A 22214-nucleotide genomic window follows, 5' to 3' on the forward strand; every position below is an offset into this window, starting at 1 on the left:
GCACGCGCACATGCCCCGTGTGCCGCCGCGCCGTCGCGCGTCGCCACGATTACTAGCACAGATTAGCGCTTTGCCGCCCCGGACGCCGCGCCGCCGGCGCGTGGGTAACAAAAAAGCAGCAGTCTCCTAGCGCAGCTGGTCCAGAAGCGGCCCGCCTTCGCCCAGGCGCCAGTGCGTCCAGCCGTTCAGCCCCGTCTCGTGCGCGCCGACCGACCCCAGGAAGCGCTCGTAGGCGGCGGTGGGCTCGTCGAACGTCTCGCCGGTGGCGAGCATGATCCTGCCCGTGGACGTGACGGTCGCGCGTCCCGGGTACATGGGGCTCACGCTCACGAGCACGTCGTCCATCTGCACGACGCCGGAGTCCACCAGGTCCTGCCACGTGACGGTCTTCACCTGCGCCGCGCGGCGCGACGGCCTGAACGCCTCGAGCGTGGCCGCGTCCATGTGCGGAAGCGGCCACGCGCCCAGGGCGACGTCAGCGAGGGCACGTCCGCGCGCCTCTATCTGCGTGGGGCCCCACGCCTGTGCGGCGATCACGTCGCGGCAGAGCGGCGCGTCCACGGAGCGACCGTCCGCATCGCGCGCGAGGCGCCCCTGCTTCTGCGCGAGGGTGCCATCCTGCAGGTCGTACGGGTACGCCGACGGCGCGAGGTTGCCGAGCGCGTTCACGCCGCGCTCGAACGCGAGCCTTGCGTCTGGGCCCAGCGCCTGCGCCCACGCGGGGTCCGCAAGCGCGCCCACGGGCATCACGTGCTCCACGCCCCAGCCCTCCGGCAGCGCGGACGCGTCCGCGGCAGAGCCCGGCACGCCAGCCGCGGCGCAGGCGATGACCGCGTCCTCGGCGGCGTCGTCCGGGGCGGCGCCCGCCGCACCCGCGGCGAGGCGTGCGTTCAGGCGCGCCAGCAAAAACGGCGCCTGCGCGAAGCCAAAGCAGTCGCGCGTCAGCAGCGCGCGGCGGAACTCTTCGTCCGTGGGGAAGCGGCGCGGGGTGCCCTCCTCCACAAGGAAGAGCGCCACGTAGGACTCAAAGTACTTCTCGCCCGCGCTGCGCACCGCCGCGAGCTTCGCCACAAGGTGGCGCAGGAAGTGCTCCTGCGCGCTGCCCTCGCAGTCGCACACCGCGCGACGCAGCAGGTACGACTCGAGCACGCCGAGCATGTCGGCCAGCTGCCCGCGCGTGCACTCGCGCCTGCGGCAGCTGCGGAAGAGCTCCAGCACGAGCGGCCGCGCCGCGCTGCCCCCAAGGCGCGCGATGCCCGCCAGGTGGAAGGACGTCCTTCTGGCCACGGGGTCGGCGTCGTCCGCGGCGGAAAGGCCCCCGCGCACCGCGTCCACGTAGTAGCCGGCGAAGTCCTTCAGCCTGAGGCAGAGAAATCCCATGCGGTCGTTCGCGTCGTACGCGTTCGCGCTGACGTAGCGCTTGAACACCTGGTACAGGTCCGCGCCGCCCAGGCGCTCCGGCGCGTAGGCCATCTGGAAGAAGCAGCGAATGAAGTCATCGAACGCGTCCTCGTCGGCCAGCGGCGCCAGCACGTCCTCGAGCGGCTTCCAATACGTCTGGTACGCCTGGGCCTGGCGGTCAAGCGGGTACTTCATGAGCACGAAGTTGCGGATGAGGTCCGCCGCGCTGAGGTCCTTGCCGGTGGAGTTCATGGACTCGAATATGAGCTGCGCGTTGTCGCGCCCCTGCGCCATGGTGACGGACACGACCTCGAGCCGCCGCAGCCCCTCCCACACGGTCGCCACGTTCGCGAGCGCGTCCAGCCGCCGCTCGAAGAGCGCGAGGTTGTCCAGAATCCGCGAAGGCCCCTCCGGCGCGGGGCGCGACGGATCCTCCAGCTGGTCGATCACGGCCCTGAACGTCGCGCGGTCACCCTTGGACAGCGTGAGCTTGTAGTGGTCGTCTCCGGAGCGGAACGGGTTCGTGAGGTAGCCGCTCATCAGGATCTCCTGGCGCGAGAAGGGCAGGCGCTCCTTTCCGTGGGCGTCCGCGTAGCGCGCGAGCGCCACCAGCAGCAGCGCTATGGTCGTGATGCGCTGCTGGCCGTCGATCACGGCGAGCGAAGCGACGCCCTGCGGCGAGGCGGTGCCGTCCTGCATGGTGACGATGGAGCCCGTGAAGTGCGTCTGCTCGCGCGAGCGCCCGCACGCCAGGATGTCGTCCCACAGCTGGAGGCACTGCTCCTCTCCCCACGAGTACGGCCTCTGGTAGACCGGCACCACGTACCGGACGTTCATCTCGCTGATGAGCCCCATGACCCTGCGTACGCCTGCGTCCATGCTGCGCTCCCCTCCTGCCGCCACGCCCGGCGACCCGGCGCGCGGTCGCGCTCTCCGGCGGCCTGCGGCGCCCCGACGGCCCCACTAACTGACAAAAGCGGCTTCTGTCAGCAAGTGATGCCCGACGGCCTCACAAACTGACAGGAGCGTGAGATAAGGACGCATTCTGTCAGAAAGTGGTGCCATCGCCAGCTCACTAACTGACAGGAGCATCTCCTGTCAGAAAGTGGTGCGCCACACAATCTCACTAACTGACAGAAGCACCTCCTGTCAGTTAGTGATACCGCGGCGGCCTCACAAACTGACAAAAATAGCTCCCGTCAGATAGTGGTACCACTATCTGACGGGAGCGGGCAATTCCAGGGTGCGGGGCACCACAATCTGACAGCTTCCACGCATCGCCGGCGTCACGCATCGCCGGCGCCACGCATCGCCGGCGTCACACGAACGCGCCACGCTACCCCTGTGCGCGCTTCGCATGGACGCGCGCCGTCGCAAGGCCGCGCGCAAGGCCGCCGTGCGTGGACGCAGAGAACGCGTGCGCGTCAGCCGCGCCTTCCGCAGCGTCGGCCTTGCCGTCCGCAAGCGAGCTCAGCAGCACGGCCGCGAGGATGAGCGCGCAGCCCAGGTAGCACTGGGGCGCCATGACCTCTCCCAGGAAGACGAACGACAGCACGGCGGAGGACACGGACTCGAGCGAGAAGAGCAGCCCCGCGTGGGTGGCGGTGGTGCGGCTCTGCGCCACCGGCTGCATCGCGAAGCCAAACGCGCTGCACACGAGGGCGAGCCCGAGCACGGCGCCCCACTCCGCGGGCGACTGCGGAAGCACCGGCCCCTCGAACGCGAGGTTGAACGCCGCGCCGAACACGGCTGCGAAACCCAGCTGGCAGATGCCCAGCAGCAGGGCGTCGTCGGAGTGCGAGAACGTGTCCGTCGCCACGATCTGCAGCGCATACACGGCAGAGCCCGCCAGGCACAGCCCTGCGCCGCCGCCAAGCGACACCGGCCCGCTCAGCGTGAGCAGCGCGAGCCCCGCAACGCAGATCCCGATGCCCGCGAGCGTGGCGCGGCTGGGCGCCCTGTGCGTGGCCACCGCGACGATCAACGGCACGAAGATGACCTTCGCGCTGGTAAGGAAGCCGGCGGTCGAGGCAGGCGTCGTCTTCAAGCCGTACATCAGAAGCCCGAAGAACACGCACAGCAGAAAGCCGAGCACGGCACCGCGCGCCACGACAGAGGCCGTCAGCTCGCGAAGCCTCTTGCGGAAGATGATCGCGACCGCGACGAAGGCGATGCCAAAGCGCAGCGCAACCATGCCAAACGGCGGGATGGAAGAGAGACCCACCTGCATCATGAGGTAGGAGCTGCCCCACGCGCACGCGATGGCCGCAATCATGAGGTCCGCCTGCCTCTGCGTCCAACCTGCGCCGATGCCTGCGCCGCTCGCGTTGCCCATGCCGCACTCCATTTCCGCGTAAGTGTTCGCGTGATAATTTTCGCCTTCCTTTTTTACGCGCCTCTCAGCCATTTGTTAACTTCATCTTTGTACTTGTATGCAGTACAATCTGTACTGGATGCACAGCGGGCGTGCCCCGGGCGAGAAAAGCATGCGCCCTCGCGCGGAGCATGCCCATCTATCAGGCATAGCATCGGAGGCACCCATGGCCGCAGGCATGGACCGCTACCAGATATTCCTGAGGGTCGTCGAGCTCGGCAACATCACACGCGCGGCGGAGTCCCTGAGCTACACGCAGTCCGGCGTGAGCCACGCCGTCCGCGCGCTGGAGCAGGAGTGCGGCGTCGCTCTGCTCACGCGCGGCAAGGCCGGCGTCTCCCTCACGGAGAACGGCCGTCTGCTGCTGCCGCGCATCCAGGCGCTCGTCAACCAGCAACGCGCGCTCGAGCAGGCCATACACGAGGTGAACCACGTCGTCGCCGGCACGCTGCGCATCGGCACGTTCACGTCCGTCTCCACGCAGTGGCTGCCCGGCATGATCGAGCGCTTCCAAAAGAGCTACCCCCAGGTGGAGTTCCAGATCTACGCCGGCGGCTACGAAGACATCGCGGAGCGCATTCAGGAGGGCCGCGCGGACCTGGGCTTCCTCACGTCCGTCGTGAAGAGCCCCCAGCTGAGCTTCCACGCGCTGCGCCGCGACCAGATGATGGCCATCCTCCCGCGCGACCACCCGCTCGCCGCGCGCCAGCGCGTGAGCGTGGGCCAGGTGGCCCGCGAGGAGCTCGTCATGCCCCTGCGCGGGTCTGAGCAGGACATCCGCGCGGCGCTCGCGGATTCGCCGAGCCCGCTGAACGTGCGCTACGCCCTGAACGACGACTTCTCCGCCCTCGCCATGGTTGAGCACGGCTTCGGCATCTCGGTCATGCCAGAGCTCATCCTTAGGAACTCCGCCTTCGACGTGGAGGTCAGGCCCTTCTCGCCCGCGCGATGGCGCACCATCGGCATCGCCACCCTGGACCCGGCGGGCCTCACGGCGGTTGCGCGCACGTTCGTGTCGTTCCTGACGGACCCGGACAACGCGGACCTCATGCAGTAGACGCGGGCAGTAGACGCGGGCGAGAAGAGCGCGGGCCCGCCGCGGTGGCGCGCGACCTATCCGCGGGCGACCTCGAACGTGACGCCGTCCAGGTTCTTCACGTGCACGCGTATGAGCGCGCGCAGGCGCGACCTCTGGGTGGCGTCGAGCGGCGCGCTCGTCCTCACCGTGGCGACCACGCGGCGCCTGGCCGTCGCGGACCCGGCCTCGCCCACGTACTCCGTCCCCACGCGGTATTCCAGAAGCGACGGACACACGGCGGAAAGCTCGCGCGTCGTCAGGCCAACCTGGTACTCGTCCACGTTCTGCGCGCCCGCGGCGCCGGGGCCCGTCGCCTGGCGCACCATGTCGGCCGTCGCGAGCACGCACGGGATCATGAACACGACCGTCGCCACAAGGATGAAGCGCTTCATGCGGCGCGAGAGCCGCTCCTCCGCGGCCTCCTCCTCCAGGGTGACCACGCCGTCCGGGCCCACCTCGCGGTGCAGGGGCACGCGCAGGATGAGAAGGACGATCTCTGCCGCCAGCGCTATGAACACCACGTTCAGGGCGAACTCGTAGAACGCGCTCGCGAAGCGTGCCAGGTCGCGCACGGCGATGCCGTAGCCCGCGGCGCACAGCGGCGGCATGAGGGCCGTGGCCACGGCGACGCCCGCGATGAGGGTGGACGGCTCCTGCCTGCGCGAGTTGCCCAGCCCGCCCGCGAAGCCGCCCGCAAGCGCCACCAGGATGTCCCACACCGTGGGGTTGGAGTTAGCGAGCAGCTCGTTCGTGACGCCGCTCAGGGGCGAGAGCACGAAGTACAGGGTGGACGTGGCAAGGCAGATGCAGACCTGCACAAGGAGGCCCACGAGCGCGTCGCGCAACAGGCGCACGTCCGCCGTTGCCACGGAGTACGAGATGGCGAGCACGGAGCCCATGAGCGGGCAGATGAGCATGGCGCCCACGATGCACTCCGTCGAGTCCGTGTTCAGGCCGATGGAAGCTATGAGCATCGCCACGATGAGGATGCAGAGGTGCGTGCCGCTCAGCTTGGAGCCGTTCACGAAGCGCCGGCGGATGTCCTGGTAGCTGGCGCGTCCCGCCCGCAGGTTGAACACGCTGGACAGCGCCCGCGCAAGCGGGTTCGCCTCCCGCGCGGGGCGCCGGCGCGCGACGGAACCGCCCGCCCGCGGCGTATGTGCGGCGACCGGTTTTGCCGCCGGCCCTCCCGACTCGACCTCGCCCATGCCTCGCCTCCATCGCCCCGGCGCGCAGGCGTCCGCGCGCCGCCATGTTCGTGGTCGAGGTGATTCTATCCCGTATGGCGCGGCCTAAACCGAGGGCGGCGCACTTCTCGCCCGCGTCGGTTGCCGGTGCCCCCACAGGCAAGAGGGACGCGCGCTGCCACGGACACACGCTGCGTTGCGCCGGCAACAGAATGGGTGTCGGCGGCGTCCTACACTGGGTGGTGCGGGCGCGTGCCCGCAGGCGGCGCGGGCCCGCGACGGGTCCGCCGGGCGATTGGCGAGAAGGACGGTGCGACGGCACATGCGACAGGAAGATGCGCGGCAGGCACAGGGCGAGTCGGGCGAGGAAGACCCGAGGTTCGCGCGTATATTCCGGGCGATCAAGGCGGACCCGCAGAACGAGTCGTACACGCAGGCGGGAATCGACCCGCTGTACACCGCGAGCGCGACCTCGCGCATCGTGATCATTGGGCAGGCGCCCGGCAGGGTGGCGCAGGACACGCGCATCCCGTGGAACGACAAGAGCGGCGAGCGCCTGCGCGACTGGCTGGGGATGGACGCACGGACGTTCTACGACCCGACACGGGTATCGATCATGCCGATGGACTTCTACTTCCCGGGCAAGGGCAGAAGCGGCGACCTGCCTCCGCGCAAGGGCTTTGCGGAAAAGTGGCACCCACGGCTCTTGGAGCTAATGCCGGACGTGAGGCTGACCGTGCTGATTGGCTCGTACGCCACGAGGCGCTACCTGGGGCTGAAGAGCTCCGCAAAGCTGACGGACGTCGTGCGCGACTACCGCTCCTACCTGCCGGAGCGCTTTCCGCTGGTGCACCCCTCGCCCCGAAACCAGATCTGGATGAAGAAGAACCCGTGGTTCGAGGAGGACGTGGTGCCGGAGCTGCGCCGCCGCGTGGCGGACGCGCTGAGCTGAGGGCCCGTCTGCGGCACCCGCACGCGGCAACCGGCTGTGGCAACCGGCTGCGGCACGGCGCGGCGCCTGCTAGAAGGACGTGCGCAAGAGGGCGAGAAGCGCCTCGTCGGAGCGCACCTCCGCATCCGGCCGCACGCGGGCGCCTTCCGGCACGGCGCGGCGCCTGCGGTTGAGCCACACCACGCGCATGCCGGCCGCGCGGGCGCCCACCACATCCGTCTGGAACGCGTCGCCCACGTATAGTGAATCCGCCGCGCGGGCGCCCATGGCAGAGAGCGCCGTGCTGAATATCGCGGGGTCTGGCTTTGCTACGCCGAGCGCGTCCGAAACGAACACGTGCTCCGGCCGTATCCACCTGCCCAGGCCAAGCGCGCGCCACTTGTCCATCTGCCTTTCCGGCGTGCCGTTCGTAACGATGCCCACGCCGTGGAGCGCATGCTCCAGGCACCAGTCCAGCGCGGACGCCATCGCGGAAGAGAGCACCATGCCCGCGTCGTCGCGCGCGGTGTAGGCGCGCTGGAGCCTGAGGGCGCACGCCTCATCCACGTGCACGCCAAACTCCGCCATGGTGCGCTGCATGCGCCGCACGTACATGGCGTCCGTCGGGCGCTCGCCGGCCGCGTACGCCGCAAACACCTCGCCGGAGCGGCGGCGGCTCGCAAGGTACAGGCCCTCAGCCGTGGCGCCCGGCACTTCTCCCAGCACCCTTCGCACGGCACGTGCGAAGGGCAGCGCCTGGTCGTACAGGGTATCGTCCATGTCAAACAGAATCGCGTCCATGCGCCCACTGTAGCGCGCGGCTAAACGTCCGCGCAAGCGCCTTGCGCGGTCCGAAACGCCGCCGAAAAGGCCCGGGTGCCAGCGCGGTGACGCACGCCCTCCGCGGGCGGCGCCGCACCCCACGCACAGGGGCAAACAGCCACCAGACAACCCCAAGACGCGTCCGGCGCGGCGCCATTAAGTACAATGGAGGGAATGCGAGCGGCCGTCCCACGGCAGGTGCCGGGCGCGTTGGGCCGCCAGAACCATAGATCCGATAAGGGGAATGCACATGGCTACCAAGAAGAGGACCTCCTCCACCGCAAAGTCAGCCGCAAAGGCGTCGCCCAAGACCGCCGCGAAGCCGGCGCCCAAGGCATCGGCACCCGCCTCGGCACCGAAGGAGACCGAGGAGCCCAAGGCCGCCGCGCAGCCGGCGGCAAAGCCCGCCGCAAAGGCCGCCGCGACCCCGAAGCCCGCATCCCCCAAGCCGGCAGCAAAGCCGGCTGCGAAGCCCGCGGCAAAGGCAACCCCGGCTGCAAAGCCTGCTGCAAAGGCCGCCGCGAAGGCGGAGCCCAAGCCAGCTGCGAAGCCTGCTGCCGCCGCAAAGCCCGCGGGCGAGAAGAACGAGGCGAAACCGGCCGCGAAGGCCGCCGTCAAGCCCGAGGCAAAGAGTGCTCCGAAGGCCAAGACGGCACCGAAGCCGGCCGCGAAGCCTACGCCGAAGGCGGCTGAGAAGCCCGCTCCTGCGGTGAAGCCAGCGGCGAAGGCACCCGCGAAGACCGAGTCCAGGCCTACGGCGAAGCCGGCCGCAAAGCCTGCCGCCAAGAAGGCCGAGTCCAGGCCTGCAGCGAAGCCGGCCGCAAAGCCTGCCGCCAAGAAGGCCGAGCCCAAGGCTGAGGCAAAGCCTGTCGAGAAGGCGCCCGCGAAGGTAGCACCCAAGGCGGCCCCCGCGCCCAAGGCTGCCCCAGCGCCCAAGGCTGAGTCCAAACCCGAGGCAAGGCCGGCACCCAAGGCAGAGCCCAAGGCTGCGGCCAAGCCAGAGCCGAAGGCCGCGCCGGCACCAAAGCCGGAGCCCGCTCCTCTCCCCCAGCCGCGCCGCTCCATCGCCTTCATCGGCTCCGAGTGCTACCCGTTCGTGAAGACGGGCGGCCTGGGCGACGTGATGTACGCGCTGCCGAAGGCCCTCGTGAAGCAGAACTGCGACGTGAAGGTCATCCTGCCGCGCTACGCCTGCATCAAGCAGGAGTGGCAAGAGAAGATGGTGTACCGCGGGGCGTTCGACATGGACCTGTGCTCCGACGGGCGCAGCTTCTACGTGGGCATCATGGAGTACGTGGACGATTCCGGCGTGGTGTACGACTTCATCGACAACCAGGACTTCTTCAGCTATGGCGACCCGTACACCAACCTGGTGGACGACATCCCGCGCTTCTGCTACTTCAGCAAGGCCGCGCTCGCCGCGCTCAACTTCCTGGACTGGACGCCAGACGTGATCCACTGCCACGACTGGCAGGCGGGGCTCGTGCCGCTGTTCTTGAAGACCATGTTCCAGAACACGGAGCTCGGCCGCTCCAAGGTGGTCCTCACCATCCACAACCTGCGCTTCCAGGGCAAGTACAACATCCCCACCATCAAGTACTGGACGAACCTGCCCGACTACGTCTTTAACGAGGGCGCGCTGCAGCAGGACTGGACCGAGGCGAACATCCTGAAGGGCGGTCTTGCGTACGCGGACATGATATCGACCGTAAGCGGCACCTACGCGCAGGAGATCCAGAGCCCGGAGTACGGCGAGGGGCTGGACGCGCACCTTCGCTACCACTCCTGGAAGCTGCGCGGAATCGTGAACGGCATCGACGTGGACATCTGGGACCCGGCGCGCGACAAGTTCATCGCGGCGCCGTACGACGGCGGGAACGTGATCGAGCGCAAGCGCGAGGACAAGCGCGCCCTGCAGGAGGAGCTGGGCCTGGAGGTGGACGACGGCAAGATGATCCTTGGCCTGATATCGCGCCTGACCGACCAGAAGGGCCTGGACCTGGTGAATGCCGTCATCCCCGGCCTTGTTGACGGTAACACGCAGATCGTGCTTCTGGGCACGGGCGACGCGCAGTACGAGGACTCGTTCCGCTACTACGAGAACGCGTACAAGGGCACCGTCTGCTCGAACATCATGTACGACGAGGCGCGCTCGCACCAGATCTACGCCGGCGTGGACGCGCTCATGGTTCCGTCGCGCTTTGAGCCCTGCGGCCTTACGCAGCTCATCGCCATGCGCTACGGCACCATCCCCATCGTGCGCGAGACCGGCGGCCTGAAGGACACGGTCGAGCCGTACAACAAGTTCAGCAACCAGGGCAACGGCTTCACGTTCGACCGCTACGACGCCGGCCTTCTGTACGACGCCGTCAACCGCGCGAAGACGCTGTTCTTCACGAACCGCTTCTGCTGGGACGAGATGGTCCAGCGCGACATGGCGAAGGACGTGAGCTGGGAGAAGTCCGCGAAGCAGTACCGCGACCTGTACCTCGAGCTGACGCAGTAGCACGTCCGCACGGCGGGCTCGCGCACAAACAGCCCAGGCCCAACCAAGGCTGACGGCACCACATGGCCCGGCTCCCCGACGCAGAGGTCGTCGCGGGGGCCGGGCCTCGCTTTGCGCGGGGCGAGAAGCGCGTGGCCTACGAGGCCGCCGGCGCGCCGGGACGGCCGTCCTTCTCGCCCGAGGGCACGCCGGCCGCAGGCGCGTCGTCCGCAGGCGCGGCGTCGGCCTCGCCCGGAACCACGATGGCGCCCGTGCCCTCAAGAAGCGCCAGGCAATCCGGGTAGGTGAAGCGCGCGCCCTGCACGCGGTTGCGCAACAGGCTCAGGCGGTAGCCGCGGGCGCCCGTGAGGTCCGCCCGCTGCATGCGGCAGTCCGCAAAGCCCGTGCCATAAAGGTCGCAGCCGCGCAGGTCGCAATCGCGCAGGTCGCACGCATCAAAGCGGCTCTGGCGCACGGCGCTGCCGGCAAACGAGCTTCCGCGCAGGTTCAGGCCGTCGAACGCGTTTTGCTCCAGTCGGCACGAGCGCACGCCGGCAAGCGCGGAGCCGCCCCTGTCCTCCGGCCACCAGAGCGACCAGTCCACGCCCACGAGCTCGCAGCCCTCGAAGTCGCAGGCGCGCAGGAAGCTGTTCTGCGAGCGCGGGTCCGCAACGCGGCATCCCACGAAGCTGCACTCCTCGAACGTGCATCCCCCAAACGAGCACCCGTCCGCGACGCAGCCCACAAACTCGCAGCGCAGAAAGCGCTCGTGCGCCACGATCTGCCCCACGAGCTCGACGCCCTGAAAGCGCCTTTCGCTCACGACCTTTTCCCTCATGCGACCCCTGGCTGCCAGATTCCTGCAAACGATGGAAACTATAGCCCATGTCCGCATCGTCCCCAAGGCACGGCGTCAGGTTTTTGGCCCATGCTCGTGTTGTAGGCGAGCGCTCACAGACTGAAAAGAGGACAGCATGCCAATAGCAAGAGGCCGCGAGGAGGAGGTGCGGCGGGAGGCCCGGCGCCTCGTGGACACGTACGGCAACCTCGCCATGCGGCTTGCCTACACCTACCTGGGCTCGCGGCAGGACGCGGAGGACGTGAGCCAGGACGTGCTCTGCAAGCTCATCTGCAGGCAGAGGCCGTTCGAGAGCCCGGAGCACGAGAAGGCGTGGGTCATACGCTGCACCGCGAACGCCTGCAAGGACGAGCTCCGCAGCGCCGCGAGGAGCCGCAACGTCGCCCTGACGGCGGCGGGAGAGGTCGCGGACCAGTCCGCGCAGGTGGAGGAGCTGGTAGAGAAGAGCGAGCTTCCCGGGCGGGTGACCGCCGCGGTGATGCGCCTTTCTCCCCCGTACCGCGAGGCGGTGTACCTGTACTACTACGAGGGGATGAGCATCAGGCAGATGGCGCGGGCCACGGGGGCGACGGAGGCCGCCATCACAAAGAGGCTGAGCCGCGCCCGTGCGGAGCTGCGCAAGAGCTTGGAGGAGAAGAGCGATGGAAACCACGATGAGGGCGTATCGGGACGAGATGGATCAGATCTCTCTTTCTTCCGCACGGAGGAGCCAGATGGCACAGGCCGTGGCCTCGGCCGCACTTTCTGCGACTGACGCCACGCAGGGCGAGAAGGACGGCGCAAGCCGCCCGGACATCCGCGGGAAGGCGGCGTGCGCGCGCAGGCGCCCGAGGTTTGCCGTTGCGGCCGTCGCGGCCGGCTTCGCGCTTGCCGTGGGGCTGGGCGGCTACGCCTACGCAAGCGGCCAGCTGGTGAGCGTGGCAAGCGCCTTCGACGACGTGTTCCTGGGTTCGACGCCCCCAACCAAGGTAAAGAACAAGGTCGGGCGCCCGGTGGACGCGGTCGCCACGAGCGACGGCGTGACCATCAGCGCAGACGCCATCATGGGGGACGAGCACAACTACGCGGTGGTCTACAGCATCCGCCGCGCGGACGGCAAGCCCCTGGGTAAGGTGGGCACGGGCGCGAACGGCACGCTCACGATCGACGGCAAGACCCTGCAGGCAGACTTTGACCAGAGCGTGGACGGCACGTCCGGCGCAGGCGGAGAGAGCTACTTCTACGACGCGGACCCCGGCGACAACGCCATACAGATGGTCACGAAGATGACGACGGACACGAGCGTGATCGGCGCCACCATGAGGACGAGCTTCAGGGGCATCACCCTGCAGGACAGCGACTACCACACTGCCGGCACCATCGCCATGGGCAGCTGGGACCTCAAGTTCAAGCTCAACTACCAGAGCGACTCCGTGGGCCTCAAGCCCGCGGGCACGCTCACGGTCGCCGGCACCGGCGGCAGCGTGCGGGGCGTGAGCGTGTCGCCCATCGGCATCACGATCGACTACACCGTAAACGACACCGAGAAGGCACCCGCAAGCGGCAGATGGTCGCCAAAGTACCTGGACCTGGGCGACATCACCGTCACCATGAGGGACGGCACCACCATGACCGTGCCCTCCGGCGCGGCCAGCTCGAGCGAGAAGGACGGGAAGACCGTGGTCAGCATGGGTTCCTTCTTCGACAGCGTGATCGACCCAGGCGACGTTGCGTCCGTCAGCTTTGCGGGCGTCACCGCGACGGCGTAGCGAGCAAGGCGGCGGCACTTCTCGCCCAGCGGCACCGCCGCAAGACAAAGCGCAGCCAAGGCCCCGTCGGACGTTCCGGCGGGGCCTTTCGCATGCCGCGCGTGAACGTGCGTAGGGGATGTAGACTGTCTGGAGGCGAGTGCCGCCGCCAGTGCTCGAGGCGTTTGAGGCGTTGCGTGACTCCGACGTTTTCCCAGCTAGATGCCCAAGGCAACACACACTTGCGCGCATGGGGACGCGGCCATTGGGGGCAACCGCCACATGCAAGCACGCCTTTCTTGCCACAAGGCCCACCGTGGGCGAGCGTGGATGCCGAGGAGGTACGAAATGGACTTTGGCGATCAGATACGCGGCCTTCGTCAGGGCGAGGGCCTCACGCAGGAGCAGCTCGCGCAGCGGCTCATGGTCACGAGGCAGGCGGTCTCGAACTGGGAGCGCGGCAGCAACCTGCCGGACATCGAGACGCTCATACGCATCGCCACCACGTTCGACGTATCCCTCGACAGGCTCATCCTCGGAAGGGAAGGAAATGGCAGGATGGACGAGAAGATCAAGACGAACGAATCTCAGGACGCTCGGGACGCACACGGCGGCGCAGAAAGCGGCAAGCTTGCCGAGAAGCTGATCCGCGACGGGAGCGAGGGGCGCCGCGCGCGCACGAACATGGCGACCGTGGCCATAGGCTGCGCCCTCATGGTCATGGGAGCGCTCTGCATGTTTGTGAAGGCGAACTCCGTGGAGTACGTGGACGCGGCGGGCGTGCTGCACGAGAACTTCTTCCTCGTGCCCATGGCGTGGGCGTTCTTCCTGGCGGGACTTTTGACCGTGGTGGCGGCCGGCGTGTCGCGCCTGGCGCGCGCCTCGAGGGAGCGCCGCGGCTAGAGGCGAACTACCAGATGCCCATGACGTGCTGCATGAGCAGGCTCGCGCCGGTGATGCCTGCCCAGCACACCGCACCCAGCAGGATCGGCTTGCCGCCGGAGCGCACGAGCTTGACGACGTTGCTGTTGAGGCCGATGGCGGCCATGGCCATCACGATGAGGAACTTGCTGAGCTCCTTCACCGGCTGGAACAGGCCCGAGGGGGCGCCGGCTGCAAGAGCGACCGTGGTGACGACGGACGCGATAACGAAGAAGAGTATGAACAGGGGAAACGCGCGCCTGAGGCTGAAGCTCTGCGCGCGGGGCGCGTTCTTCTCGCCCGCGGCGCCTTCCGCGGCAGCGGCGGAAGCGGGAGCCTTGGCGCGGCGCAGGGCGAGCGCCAGCGTGATGGGTATGATGGCGAGGGTGCGCGTGAGCTTGACGGTCACGGCCTTGTCGAGCGTCTGGGAGCCCAGGTGCCACATGCTGTCCCACGTCGCCGCGGCCGCGGTGACCGAAGACGTGTCGTTTACAGCGGTGCCCGCGAAGATGCCAAAGGGCCCTCCGCTGGTGGTGCTGAAGCCAATGGCCTTGCCCAGCAGCGGAAAGAGGACCGCGGCCAGCACGTTGAAGAAGAAGATGACCGATATGGCCTGTGCAACCTCGTCGTCGTCCGCGCCAATCACGGGCGCCGTGGCCGCGATGGCCGACCCGCCGCAGATGGACGAGCCTACGCCCACGAGCGTGGAGATGTTGGACGGGATGCGCAGCACGCGATGGAGGCCCCACGCGATGGCGAGGGCCGTCGTGATGGTGCACACGATGATCGGCAGCGACTGCGCGCCCGTCCTCACGACGACCGCCAGGTCCATGCCAAAGCCCAGCAGCACCACAGCCGCCTGGAGCACGTACTTGGACGTCCACCTGATGCCCCGGTCCGCCGCACCCTTGCGAGTCCAGACGAGCGCGACGACCATGCCGGCGAGTATCGCGAAGACGGCGCCGCCCACGACGGGGACCGCGCGGCCCGCCAGCCACGAAGGTATGGCGATGGCCAGGCAGGCCAGTATGCCGGGCAGGATGCCCCGGACGCTCTGCAGGTTCTTGTGCATGTGACTCCTTGCGTAGATTGCGTGTCGCCGCGGGGCGACCGGACGCGAGGATTCTACGCGAGGCATGACTGAACGTAAACTTATATATGATGATGTATCGATAACGTTGCGTTATGGTCATGGCGGATAGGAGAAGGACGTGCTTGACTTTAGGGTGAGGACCTTCCTGACCGCATGCGACACCCTTAACTTCACGAAGGCCGCAAAGGAGCTCTGCATAACCCAGCCGGCCGTGTCGCAGCACATCCGCTACCTGGAGCAGGAGTACGGGGCACCGCTCTTTGTGCACGAGGGGAAGGCGACGCGCCTGACCGATGCCGGGGCCCAGCTGCGCGACGCCATGCGGCAGATGGCGACGGACGAGGCCCGCCTGCGCGATCGGCTCGCGCGCGGAACGGATGCGCCCAGGCGCGTGTCGTTTGGCGTGACCATGACCGTGGGCGAGTACGCAGTCGCGACTCCCCTGGCCGCGTACCTGCACCGCCATCCCCAAAGGAACGTAAGCGTGACGCTGGGGAACACCCAGGCGCTGCTCGAGCGCCTCGACGCCGGCGACATAGACTTCGCGCTGGTAGAGGGAAACTTCGACCGGAGCGGGCGCGGCACGCTGCCGTACTCCACGGAGGACTTCGTGGCGGCGTGCGCGGAGGGCCACGAGTTTGCGCGCGAGCCGCGCACCCTGTCAGACCTGCTTACGGAGCGCCTTGTGGTGCGCGAGCGCGGGTCTGGCACGCGCGCGATACTGGAGCAGAGCCTTGCCCTGCGCAACCTTCGCGTGGAGGACTTTGCGCGCCGCGTGCAGGTGGGCAGCATGCACGGCATCATCCAGCTGCTGCGCTGCGACTGCGGCGTGTCGTTCCTGTACAGAACGGCGGTCGAGAAGGACGTGCGACGCGGCTCGCTGCGCCTGATAGACCTGGAGGGGTTTCCGCTGCGGCACGACTTCGCGTTTGTCTGGAACGCCGGCAGCGTCTTCGCGGACGATGTGGCGCGCACGTGTGCGGAGCTGTGCGAGCTGGGGCGCCGCGGGAGCCAGCGGGGACGCTAGGCTCCGCGCGGCGCCGGCAAGCGCTACAGCTGCGCGTCGATATGCTGCGCGAGCATCTCCTTCGGCATGCCGCCCATCAGCTGGTCCACGACCTTGCCGTCCTTGATGATGAAGAAGCTGGGGATGCTCATCACGTTAAAGGCGGACGCAAGCTCGGGCTGCTCGTCGGAGTTGACCTTTCCCACCTTGACGCGGCCGTCGTACTCGCCTGCGAGCTGCTCCACCACCGGCATCATCGCGCGGCAGGGGCCGCACCAGTCCGCATAGAAGTCCACCAGCACGGGGACGTCGCTCTTCAGCACCTCGGACTCGAAGTTCTCCTTCGTGAACCTGTACTCCATGGTAGCTCCTCTCTTTGTGGCGCCTTGCGCCTTGGTCGTTGAGACCACTGTACGTGGTATATTCTCCTGAGCAAGTACGCAGTTTGGATATACGTGGTAAGGAAAGACTGACCATGGCAGCTACCAGCAAGAACGTGGACCGCACCACCGCGGACGCAGCTGTGAAGAACTTGTCGCCCTGCGCCGCGAGCGCCGACCCCAGCGTCACGGGGTCTGGCTGCGCGCTGCGCCGCGTGCTCGACGCGGTGGGAGGCAAGTGGAAGATCCTGCTGATCGTGGCGCTCTCGCAGGCGAACGAGCTGCGCTACGGCGAGCTGCGCCGCCTGGTGTTCGGCATCACCAACACCATGCTGGCAAGCTCGCTCAAGGAGCTCGAGGCGGACGGCCTGGTGCGGCGCACGCAGTACGCCGAGATGCCGGTCCGCGTGGAGTACAGCCTGACGCCGCAGGCGCGCGAGCTGGTGCCCATACTCATGCAACTGAAGGACTGGGGCGAGAAGAACCTGTAGCCACGGCGGAAGGCAGGTGCCAGACCAAGCCGGCGGCCGACGGCGCGCGAGGCGCGGCGGCCGACGCAGACGTCAGCGCGGGCCAGCCCCGGCCCTGCTCCCCCGCATGCGCGGCAGCAGAAGCGCAAGCGCCACGGCGGTGCCTGCGGCCACAAGCATGCCACCGACCACGCCGACGGACGCGACGCCCAGCCGAGCCGCGGCAACGCCGCCAAGCGCCGTGCCGCCACCTATGCCCAGGTTGTACAGGCCAGAGTAAATGGCCATGGCCACCGTGGCCTCCTCCGGGCGCACAAAGTCTATGAGCACCGCCTGGAACGCGATGCCGTAGCCCATCTGGCACGCGCCCCACCCCACGAGCGCCGCGACCATGCTTGCCGGCGACGCCGCCGCAGGCAGCAGCAACAGAAGCGCGGCGGACTCGCCCAGGAGGCTCGCAGCCAGAAAGACGCGGCGGTTGCCGTCATACAGGCGCGAGAAGAGCACGCTTCCCAGCAGGCCCGCGCAGCCAAACGCAGAAAGCGCCAGCGTGACGCCGCGCGCGGGAAGGCCAGCTACGCGCAGCAGGAACGGCTCCACGTAGCTGTACGCCGCAAACTGTCCCGCCGCCAGGAAGACCACCACCACGTACAGAGTCACGAGCGACCGGTTGCGAAAGAGCCCCGGCAGCTGCCACAGCCTAAAGCGCTCCCCCGGCCCCATGGACGGAAAGACCACCGCAAGGTAGGCCAGCGTGGCGACGGACGCCACACCCATGGCGGCAAACGTCATGCGCCAGCCCAGGGCAAGGCCGATGGCGCGCCCCAGCGGCATGCCCACGATCTGCGCGACGGAGCTCCCCGTGGCCACGAGCCCGATGGCCGCAGACGACGCGCGCGGGTCCACCACGCGCGCGGCCACCACCATCACCACGGCCCAGAACACGCTGTGCGCGGCCGCCACCACCAGGCGCGCCGCCACCAGCAGCCAGAACGTGGGCGCCACGGCGCACAGGAACTGCCCGGTCGCAAACAGCGCCAGAAGCCCCAGCATGAGCCGCCTGAACCCCACGCGGGAAGCCAGCACCATGAGCGGCAGCGACATGAGCATGACGCCCCAGGCGTAGACCGATATCATGACAGCGGCACCCTCCTCCGCAAGCGAGAAGGACGCGCCAATGTCCGTGAGGAGCCCGATCGGAACGAACTCCGACGTGTTGAACACGAACGCCGCGACCGCGAGTCCCGCGAGCGCCAGCCACTGCCTGGGCCGGATGAGCCCGTCCTTCTCGCCCGCGGCGCGCCCTGCCTTGCCACGCGCGCCGCCCCTGTCAGATGCCGCCATCGCACTCCCCTCGCCTTCCGTAACGGAACGTCCAGTCTAGCCGTTCGGGACGATGCGCGATGACGGGACGACGCCATGCGCGGCCCTCACATTTGGCACGATAGACATCGCATTTTTGACACCGCAACTACCAGCGAAAACGACCATTCACCGACGACGCTGACCGTTTTGGGAACGCTCGGCGGGCCGTTGGGTAAGAGATGAGCACTGTTGCCAACGCGGCCATGCCGCAGGAAGGAACCCGCATGGACATCAAGAAGGTAACCGTCGCCGGCGGCGGCGTGCTGGGAAGCCAGATCGCGTTCCAGAGCGCGTACAGCGGATACGACGTCACCATTTGGCTGCGCACAGAGGCCTCCATCGGCCGCTGCCAGCCAAAGCTCGACTACCTGCACGCAACGTACCTCAAGACGCTCGACGCCATGAAGGAGAGCCCGGCCGCCTACGCATACGGCCTCATGCCACGCGAGGACGTGACCCCGCAGAGCTGCGAGGACGCGAAGGCCAAGGTCGAGGCGGCCTACAAGGGCATCAGGCTCACCACGGACTGGGACGAGGCCTTTGGCGACGCGGACCTCGTGATCGAGGCCGTGGCGGAGAGCGTGGAGCAGAAGGAGGCGTTCTACACCGAGCTCGCGAAGCACCTGCCCGAGCGCACCATCATCGACACCAACTCCTCCACGCTGCTGCCCTCGCAGTTTGCCGAGGCCACGGGCCGTCCGGAGAAGTTCCTGGCGCTCCACTTCGCAAACGAGATCTGGTCGCACCCCACGGCGGAGGTCATGCGCCACGCCGGCACCGGCGACGAGGCGTTCGAGGCCACGATCGCGTTTGCCGCGTCCATCCGCATGATCCCGCTGCGCGTGAACAAGGAGCAGCCGGGCTACCTGCTGAACTCCATGCTCGTGCCGTTCCTGAACTCCGCCGAGGCCCTGTGGGCCAACGAGGTCGCGACGCCGGAGGACATCGACCGCGCCTGGACGCTGGGCACGGGTGCCCCCGCCGGCCCGTTCCGCATCCTGGACATCGTGGGCCTCACCACGGCGTACAACATCGGCATCATGGACCCGCGCTCGAAGGACCCCAACACCGTCCAGGGCAAGATCACGGCAAAGCTGAAGGAGAAGATCGACCGCGGCGAGCTGGGGCTCAACGCGGGCAAGGGATTCTACGAGTACCCGAAGCAGTAGCCTGAGCGAGGCGGCTTCCCAAGCCGTGCCATGCCTGTACAAGGGGGCGCCCCGGACTGGATGCGAACGTTCCGGCCGGGGCGCCCTGCTCTTCTCGCCTTCTTCGCAAGCGCCATCACGCGTCTCACAAACACAACATGCGGTATGTAGATGGCTTCACGCCTCTACTTGTGCCAGCTTTATTGCTACTTGTTTGGTAGCATTTAATGAGGGGCGACGCCCCATGATGCAGACGAGACGACGCGCCGGCATGGCGCGCTGACAGATGGGAACACGACTGTGGTAACGAAGCGAGACGGAAGGGTCGAGCCCTACGACAGGCGCAAGATCGGCGACGCCATGCAAAAGGCGCTCGCGGAGGTGGGCGACGGCGCGGCGGAGGACGCCGGCGCGCTCGAGGCGCTGCTTGTGGCGGTGGAGGCGCGCCTGGGCTCCAACGACGCGCAGGACGTGGAGTCCATACAGGACCTGGTGGAGCGCACCCTGATGGAGAGAGGCCACTACGACGCCGCGAAGGCGTACATACTGTACCGCCACCGACGCTCGGAGCTCAGGGCCGCGCGGCACGCCATCTGCGAGCTCGCGTTTCCCCGCGCCCAGGACGCGGCTGCGGGCGAGGGCGGCGCGTCCTTCTCGCCCGACGGGACCGAGGGCATGTCGCGCGCGCTCGACGCCGTGCTGGACGGGGTCTCGCGGGAGTTCGACCCCGCGACCTATCCCCTCTCCGCGCTCGCGTCGAAGTTCGCCGGCTTCGCGAAGTCGTCCATGGGCGCGGACGAGCGGGCGGACGCCCTGGTGCGGGCCGCCGTCGAGCTCACGAGCGCCGAGGCTCCGGAGTGGTCGCACATAGCGGGCAGGCTTCTGGCACTTGTGGCGGCGTGGCGACTTCGCCGGCAGGAGCGCGCCCGCGGCATCGACGGCCTGTACGAGAAGCTCCGCTACCTCACGGACCAGGGGCTGTACGGGTCGTACATGCTGGAGGGCTACACGCGCGGCGAGATTGAGCTCGCGGCAACGTGGATCGACGACGGACGAGACGACCTTCTGGACTACCCCGGCCTCGACCTGCTGCTGAAGCGCTACGTCGTGTGCAGCCACGACCACGTGCCGCTGGAGTCCCCGCAGGAGATGTTCATGGGCATCGCGCTGCACCTGGCGCTCCGCGAGAAGGCGGACGTCCGCATGGGGTGGGTCCGGCGCTTCTATGACATGCTGAGCCGTCTTGAGGTCACCATGGCAACGCCGACCCTCTCCAACGCGCGCAAGCCCCACCACCAGCTTTCCAGCTGCTTCATCGACACCGTGCCCGACAGCCTTGAGGGCATCTACCGCAGCGTGGACAACTTTGCCCAGGTGTCCAAGTACGGCGGCGGCATGGGCATGTACCTTGGCAAGGTGCGCGCCAAGGGCGGCAGCATCCGCGGCTTTAGGGGCGCGGCCGGCGGCGTCGTGCGCTGGATACGCGTGATAAACGACACGGCCGTCGCCGTGGACCAGCTGGGCGTGCGCGCGGGCGCCGTCGCGGTGTACCTGGACGCGTGGCACCGCGACCTGCCCGAGTTCCTGCAGCTGCGCACCAACAACGGCGACGACCGCATGAAGGCGCACGACGTGTTTCCCGCGGTGTGCTACCCGGACCTCTTCTGGCGCATGGCGCAGGAGGACCTTGACCAGCCGTGGCACCTCATGTGCCCGCACGACATCCTGGTGGCGCGCGGATATGCGCTGGAGGACTACTTTGGAGATGAGTGGGAGCGCCGCTACCTGGAGTGCGTGGCCGACCCGCGCATACCCAAGCGCACCGTCACGGTAAAGGACATCGTGCGCCTGGTGCTGCGCAGCGCCGTCGAGACGGGCACGCCGTTCGCGTTCATGCGCGACGCCGTGAACCGCGCGAACCCCAACCCGCACGCCGGCATGATCTACTGCTCCAACCTCTGCACCGAGATCGCCCAGAACACGAGCGAGATCCAGAGCGTGAGCCAGGAGGTCGTGACGGAAGGCGGCGACACCGTGATCGTCACGACCACGCGCCCCGGCGACTTCGTGGTGTGCAACCTCGCGAGCCTCTCGCTCGGGCGGCTTCCGGTGGAGGACGACGCGTACCTGGCGCGCACCGTGCGGACGGCCGTGCGCGCGCTCGACAACGTGATCGACCTCAACTTCTACGCGCTGCCGTACGCGAAGGTCACGAACCGCCGCTACCGCTCCATCGGCCTTGGCGTATCCGGCTACCACCACATGCTCGCGAAGCGCGGCATCGGCTGGGAGACGCAGGCGCACCTCGACTTTGCGGACGACGTGTTCGAGCGCATAAACCGCCATGCCATCGAGGCGTCGTGCGAGCTCGCGCGCGAGCGTGGCGCATACGAGAAGTTCGAGGGCTCGGACTGGCAGACGGGTGCCTACTTCGGCAAGCGCGGCTACACGTCCCCGGCGTGGCGCGAGCTCGCCGCGCGCGTGGCAAAGCACGGCCTGCGCAACGCCTACCTCCTCGCCATCGCCCCCACGAGCTCCACCTCCATCATCGCGGGCACCACGGCCGGCCTCGACCCCGTTATGCGCAAGTTCTTCCTGGAAGAGAAGAAGGGCGCCATGCTACCGCGCGTCGCGCCGGAGCTCTCGCCCGCGACGTGGTGGTACTACAAGCCCGCGCACTACATCGACCAGACGTGGAGCATGCGCGCGGCCGGCGTGCGCCAGCGCCACATAGACCAGGCCCAGTCCGTGAACCTCTACATCACGAACGAGTACACCATGCGCCAGGTGCTGGGCCTCTACCTCGAGGCATGGCGCGACGGCGTGAAGACCATCTACTACGTCCGCAGCAAGTCGCTCGAGGTGGACGAGTGCGAGAGCTGCTCAAGCTAGCGGGCAAGGGCAGCCGGCACGCCCTCTCCCGCCGGCACGCAGCGCGACGACAGGCACGACCACACACGAAGGGAA

At 68.1% G+C, this 22214-nt stretch carries 18 protein-coding genes; 10 read left to right on the top strand and 8 right to left on the bottom strand.

Going from position 1 to position 22214, the window contains the following annotated elements; translation table 11 throughout:
* Positions 1 to 126: 126 nt before the first annotated feature.
* On the bottom strand, positions 127 to 2280 hold the full coding sequence (locus tag BLT96_RS05535) for a GmrSD restriction endonuclease domain-containing protein (RefSeq protein ID WP_090862354.1): 2154 nt from the start codon (positions 2278 to 2280) through the stop codon (positions 127 to 129).
* Between the two features lie 457 nt (positions 2281 to 2737).
* Positions 2738 to 3736 carry a DMT family transporter gene (locus BLT96_RS05540; protein WP_090864222.1) on the bottom strand — a complete coding sequence of 333 codons (999 nt, stop codon included), beginning with the start codon at positions 3734 to 3736 and terminating at the stop codon, positions 2738 to 2740.
* Between the two features lie 205 nt (positions 3737 to 3941).
* On the opposite strand from BLT96_RS05540, the gene BLT96_RS05545 reads away from it, so the two are divergent.
* Entirely contained in the window at positions 3942 to 4832 is an 891-nt protein-coding gene (locus BLT96_RS05545) for a LysR family transcriptional regulator (RefSeq protein ID WP_090862357.1), read from the top strand.
* Positions 4833 to 4888: 56 nt separating this feature from the next.
* On the opposite strand, the gene BLT96_RS05550 is transcribed toward BLT96_RS05545, so the two are convergent.
* Positions 4889 to 6061 (bottom strand): DUF389 domain-containing protein, encoded by a 1173-nt coding sequence (locus tag BLT96_RS05550; RefSeq protein WP_090862360.1) that lies wholly within the window; start codon positions 6059 to 6061, stop codon positions 4889 to 4891.
* Between the two features lie 301 nt (positions 6062 to 6362).
* On the opposite strand from BLT96_RS05550, the gene BLT96_RS05555 reads away from it, so the two are divergent.
* Entirely contained in the window at positions 6363 to 6992 is a 630-nt protein-coding gene (locus BLT96_RS05555) for a uracil-DNA glycosylase family protein (RefSeq protein WP_090862362.1), read from the top strand.
* Positions 6993 to 7061: 69 nt separating this feature from the next.
* Here BLT96_RS05555 and BLT96_RS05560 read toward each other — a convergent pair whose 3' ends face one another.
* Positions 7062 to 7772: an HAD family hydrolase gene (locus tag BLT96_RS05560; protein WP_090862365.1), complete on the bottom strand. Its 711-nt coding sequence runs from the start codon at positions 7770 to 7772 to the stop codon at positions 7062 to 7064.
* A 271-nt stretch (positions 7773 to 8043) separates the two neighbouring features.
* Here BLT96_RS05560 and BLT96_RS05565 point away from each other — a divergent pair, with 271 nt between their 5' ends.
* The gene (locus BLT96_RS05565; protein WP_090862368.1) at positions 8044 to 10299 is read left to right on the top strand and encodes a glycogen synthase; all 2256 of its coding nucleotides are present in this window, start codon (positions 8044 to 8046) and stop codon (positions 10297 to 10299) included.
* Positions 10300 to 10435: 136 nt separating this feature from the next.
* Here the strand turns inward: BLT96_RS05565 and BLT96_RS05570 are convergent, their stop codons facing one another.
* Positions 10436 to 11116, bottom strand: a complete 681-nt coding sequence (locus BLT96_RS05570; RefSeq protein ID WP_172824990.1) for a pentapeptide repeat-containing protein — start codon at positions 11114 to 11116, stop codon at positions 10436 to 10438.
* Positions 11117 to 11252: 136 nt separating this feature from the next.
* Between BLT96_RS05570 and BLT96_RS05575 the strand changes: the two genes are divergently transcribed.
* The 3 genes from BLT96_RS05575 (at position 11253) to BLT96_RS05585 (ending at position 13767) form a co-directional block, all read left to right on the top strand.
* Positions 11253 to 11891: an RNA polymerase sigma factor gene (locus BLT96_RS05575; protein ID WP_090864224.1), complete on the top strand. Its 639-nt coding sequence runs from the start codon at positions 11253 to 11255 to the stop codon at positions 11889 to 11891.
* A complete protein-coding gene (locus BLT96_RS05580) occupies positions 11851 to 12885 on the top strand; it encodes a DUF4179 domain-containing protein (protein WP_157692164.1) in 1035 nt (344 codons plus the stop codon). Before BLT96_RS05575 ends, BLT96_RS05580 begins: the two co-directional genes overlap by 41 nt.
* A gap of 327 nt (positions 12886 to 13212) precedes the next feature.
* Positions 13213 to 13767: a helix-turn-helix domain-containing protein gene (locus BLT96_RS05585; RefSeq protein WP_090862377.1), complete on the top strand. Its 555-nt coding sequence runs from the start codon at positions 13213 to 13215 to the stop codon at positions 13765 to 13767.
* A gap of 7 nt (positions 13768 to 13774) precedes the next feature.
* On the opposite strand, the gene BLT96_RS05590 is transcribed toward BLT96_RS05585, so the two are convergent.
* Positions 13775 to 14857 carry a YeiH family protein gene (locus BLT96_RS05590; RefSeq protein WP_197674323.1) on the bottom strand — a complete coding sequence of 361 codons (1083 nt, stop codon included), beginning with the start codon at positions 14855 to 14857 and terminating at the stop codon, positions 13775 to 13777.
* Positions 14858 to 14996: 139 nt separating this feature from the next.
* Between BLT96_RS05590 and BLT96_RS05595 the strand changes: the two genes are divergently transcribed.
* The gene (locus tag BLT96_RS05595; protein WP_090862378.1) at positions 14997 to 15905 is read left to right on the top strand and encodes a LysR family transcriptional regulator; all 909 of its coding nucleotides are present in this window, start codon (positions 14997 to 14999) and stop codon (positions 15903 to 15905) included.
* A 23-nt stretch (positions 15906 to 15928) separates the two neighbouring features.
* Here BLT96_RS05595 and trxA read toward each other — a convergent pair whose 3' ends face one another.
* Positions 15929 to 16246 carry a thioredoxin gene (trxA, locus tag BLT96_RS05600; RefSeq protein WP_090862381.1) on the bottom strand — a complete coding sequence of 106 codons (318 nt, stop codon included), beginning with the start codon at positions 16244 to 16246 and terminating at the stop codon, positions 15929 to 15931.
* Between the two features lie 113 nt (positions 16247 to 16359).
* On the opposite strand from trxA, the gene BLT96_RS05605 reads away from it, so the two are divergent.
* Positions 16360 to 16755: a winged helix-turn-helix transcriptional regulator gene (locus BLT96_RS05605; RefSeq protein WP_090862386.1), complete on the top strand. Its 396-nt coding sequence runs from the start codon at positions 16360 to 16362 to the stop codon at positions 16753 to 16755.
* 72 nt (positions 16756 to 16827) lie between these two features.
* Here the strand turns inward: BLT96_RS05605 and BLT96_RS05610 are convergent, their stop codons facing one another.
* On the bottom strand, positions 16828 to 18078 hold the full coding sequence (locus BLT96_RS05610) for an MFS transporter (protein ID WP_090862389.1): 1251 nt from the start codon (positions 18076 to 18078) through the stop codon (positions 16828 to 16830).
* Positions 18079 to 18323: 245 nt separating this feature from the next.
* Here BLT96_RS05610 and BLT96_RS05615 point away from each other — a divergent pair, with 245 nt between their 5' ends.
* Together BLT96_RS05615 and BLT96_RS05620 are read left to right on the top strand one after the other, a co-directional pair.
* Positions 18324 to 19268, top strand: a complete 945-nt coding sequence (locus BLT96_RS05615; RefSeq protein ID WP_090862392.1) for a 3-hydroxyacyl-CoA dehydrogenase — start codon at positions 18324 to 18326, stop codon at positions 19266 to 19268.
* 279 nt (positions 19269 to 19547) lie between these two features.
* The gene (locus tag BLT96_RS05620; protein WP_245719233.1) at positions 19548 to 22139 is read left to right on the top strand and encodes a ribonucleoside-diphosphate reductase subunit alpha; all 2592 of its coding nucleotides are present in this window, start codon (positions 19548 to 19550) and stop codon (positions 22137 to 22139) included.
* The last annotated feature ends 75 nt before the right edge of the window (positions 22140 to 22214 follow it).

The organism is Parafannyhessea umbonata, assembly GCF_900105025.1.
Taxonomy (GTDB): domain Bacteria; phylum Actinomycetota; class Coriobacteriia; order Coriobacteriales; family Atopobiaceae; genus Parafannyhessea; species Parafannyhessea umbonata.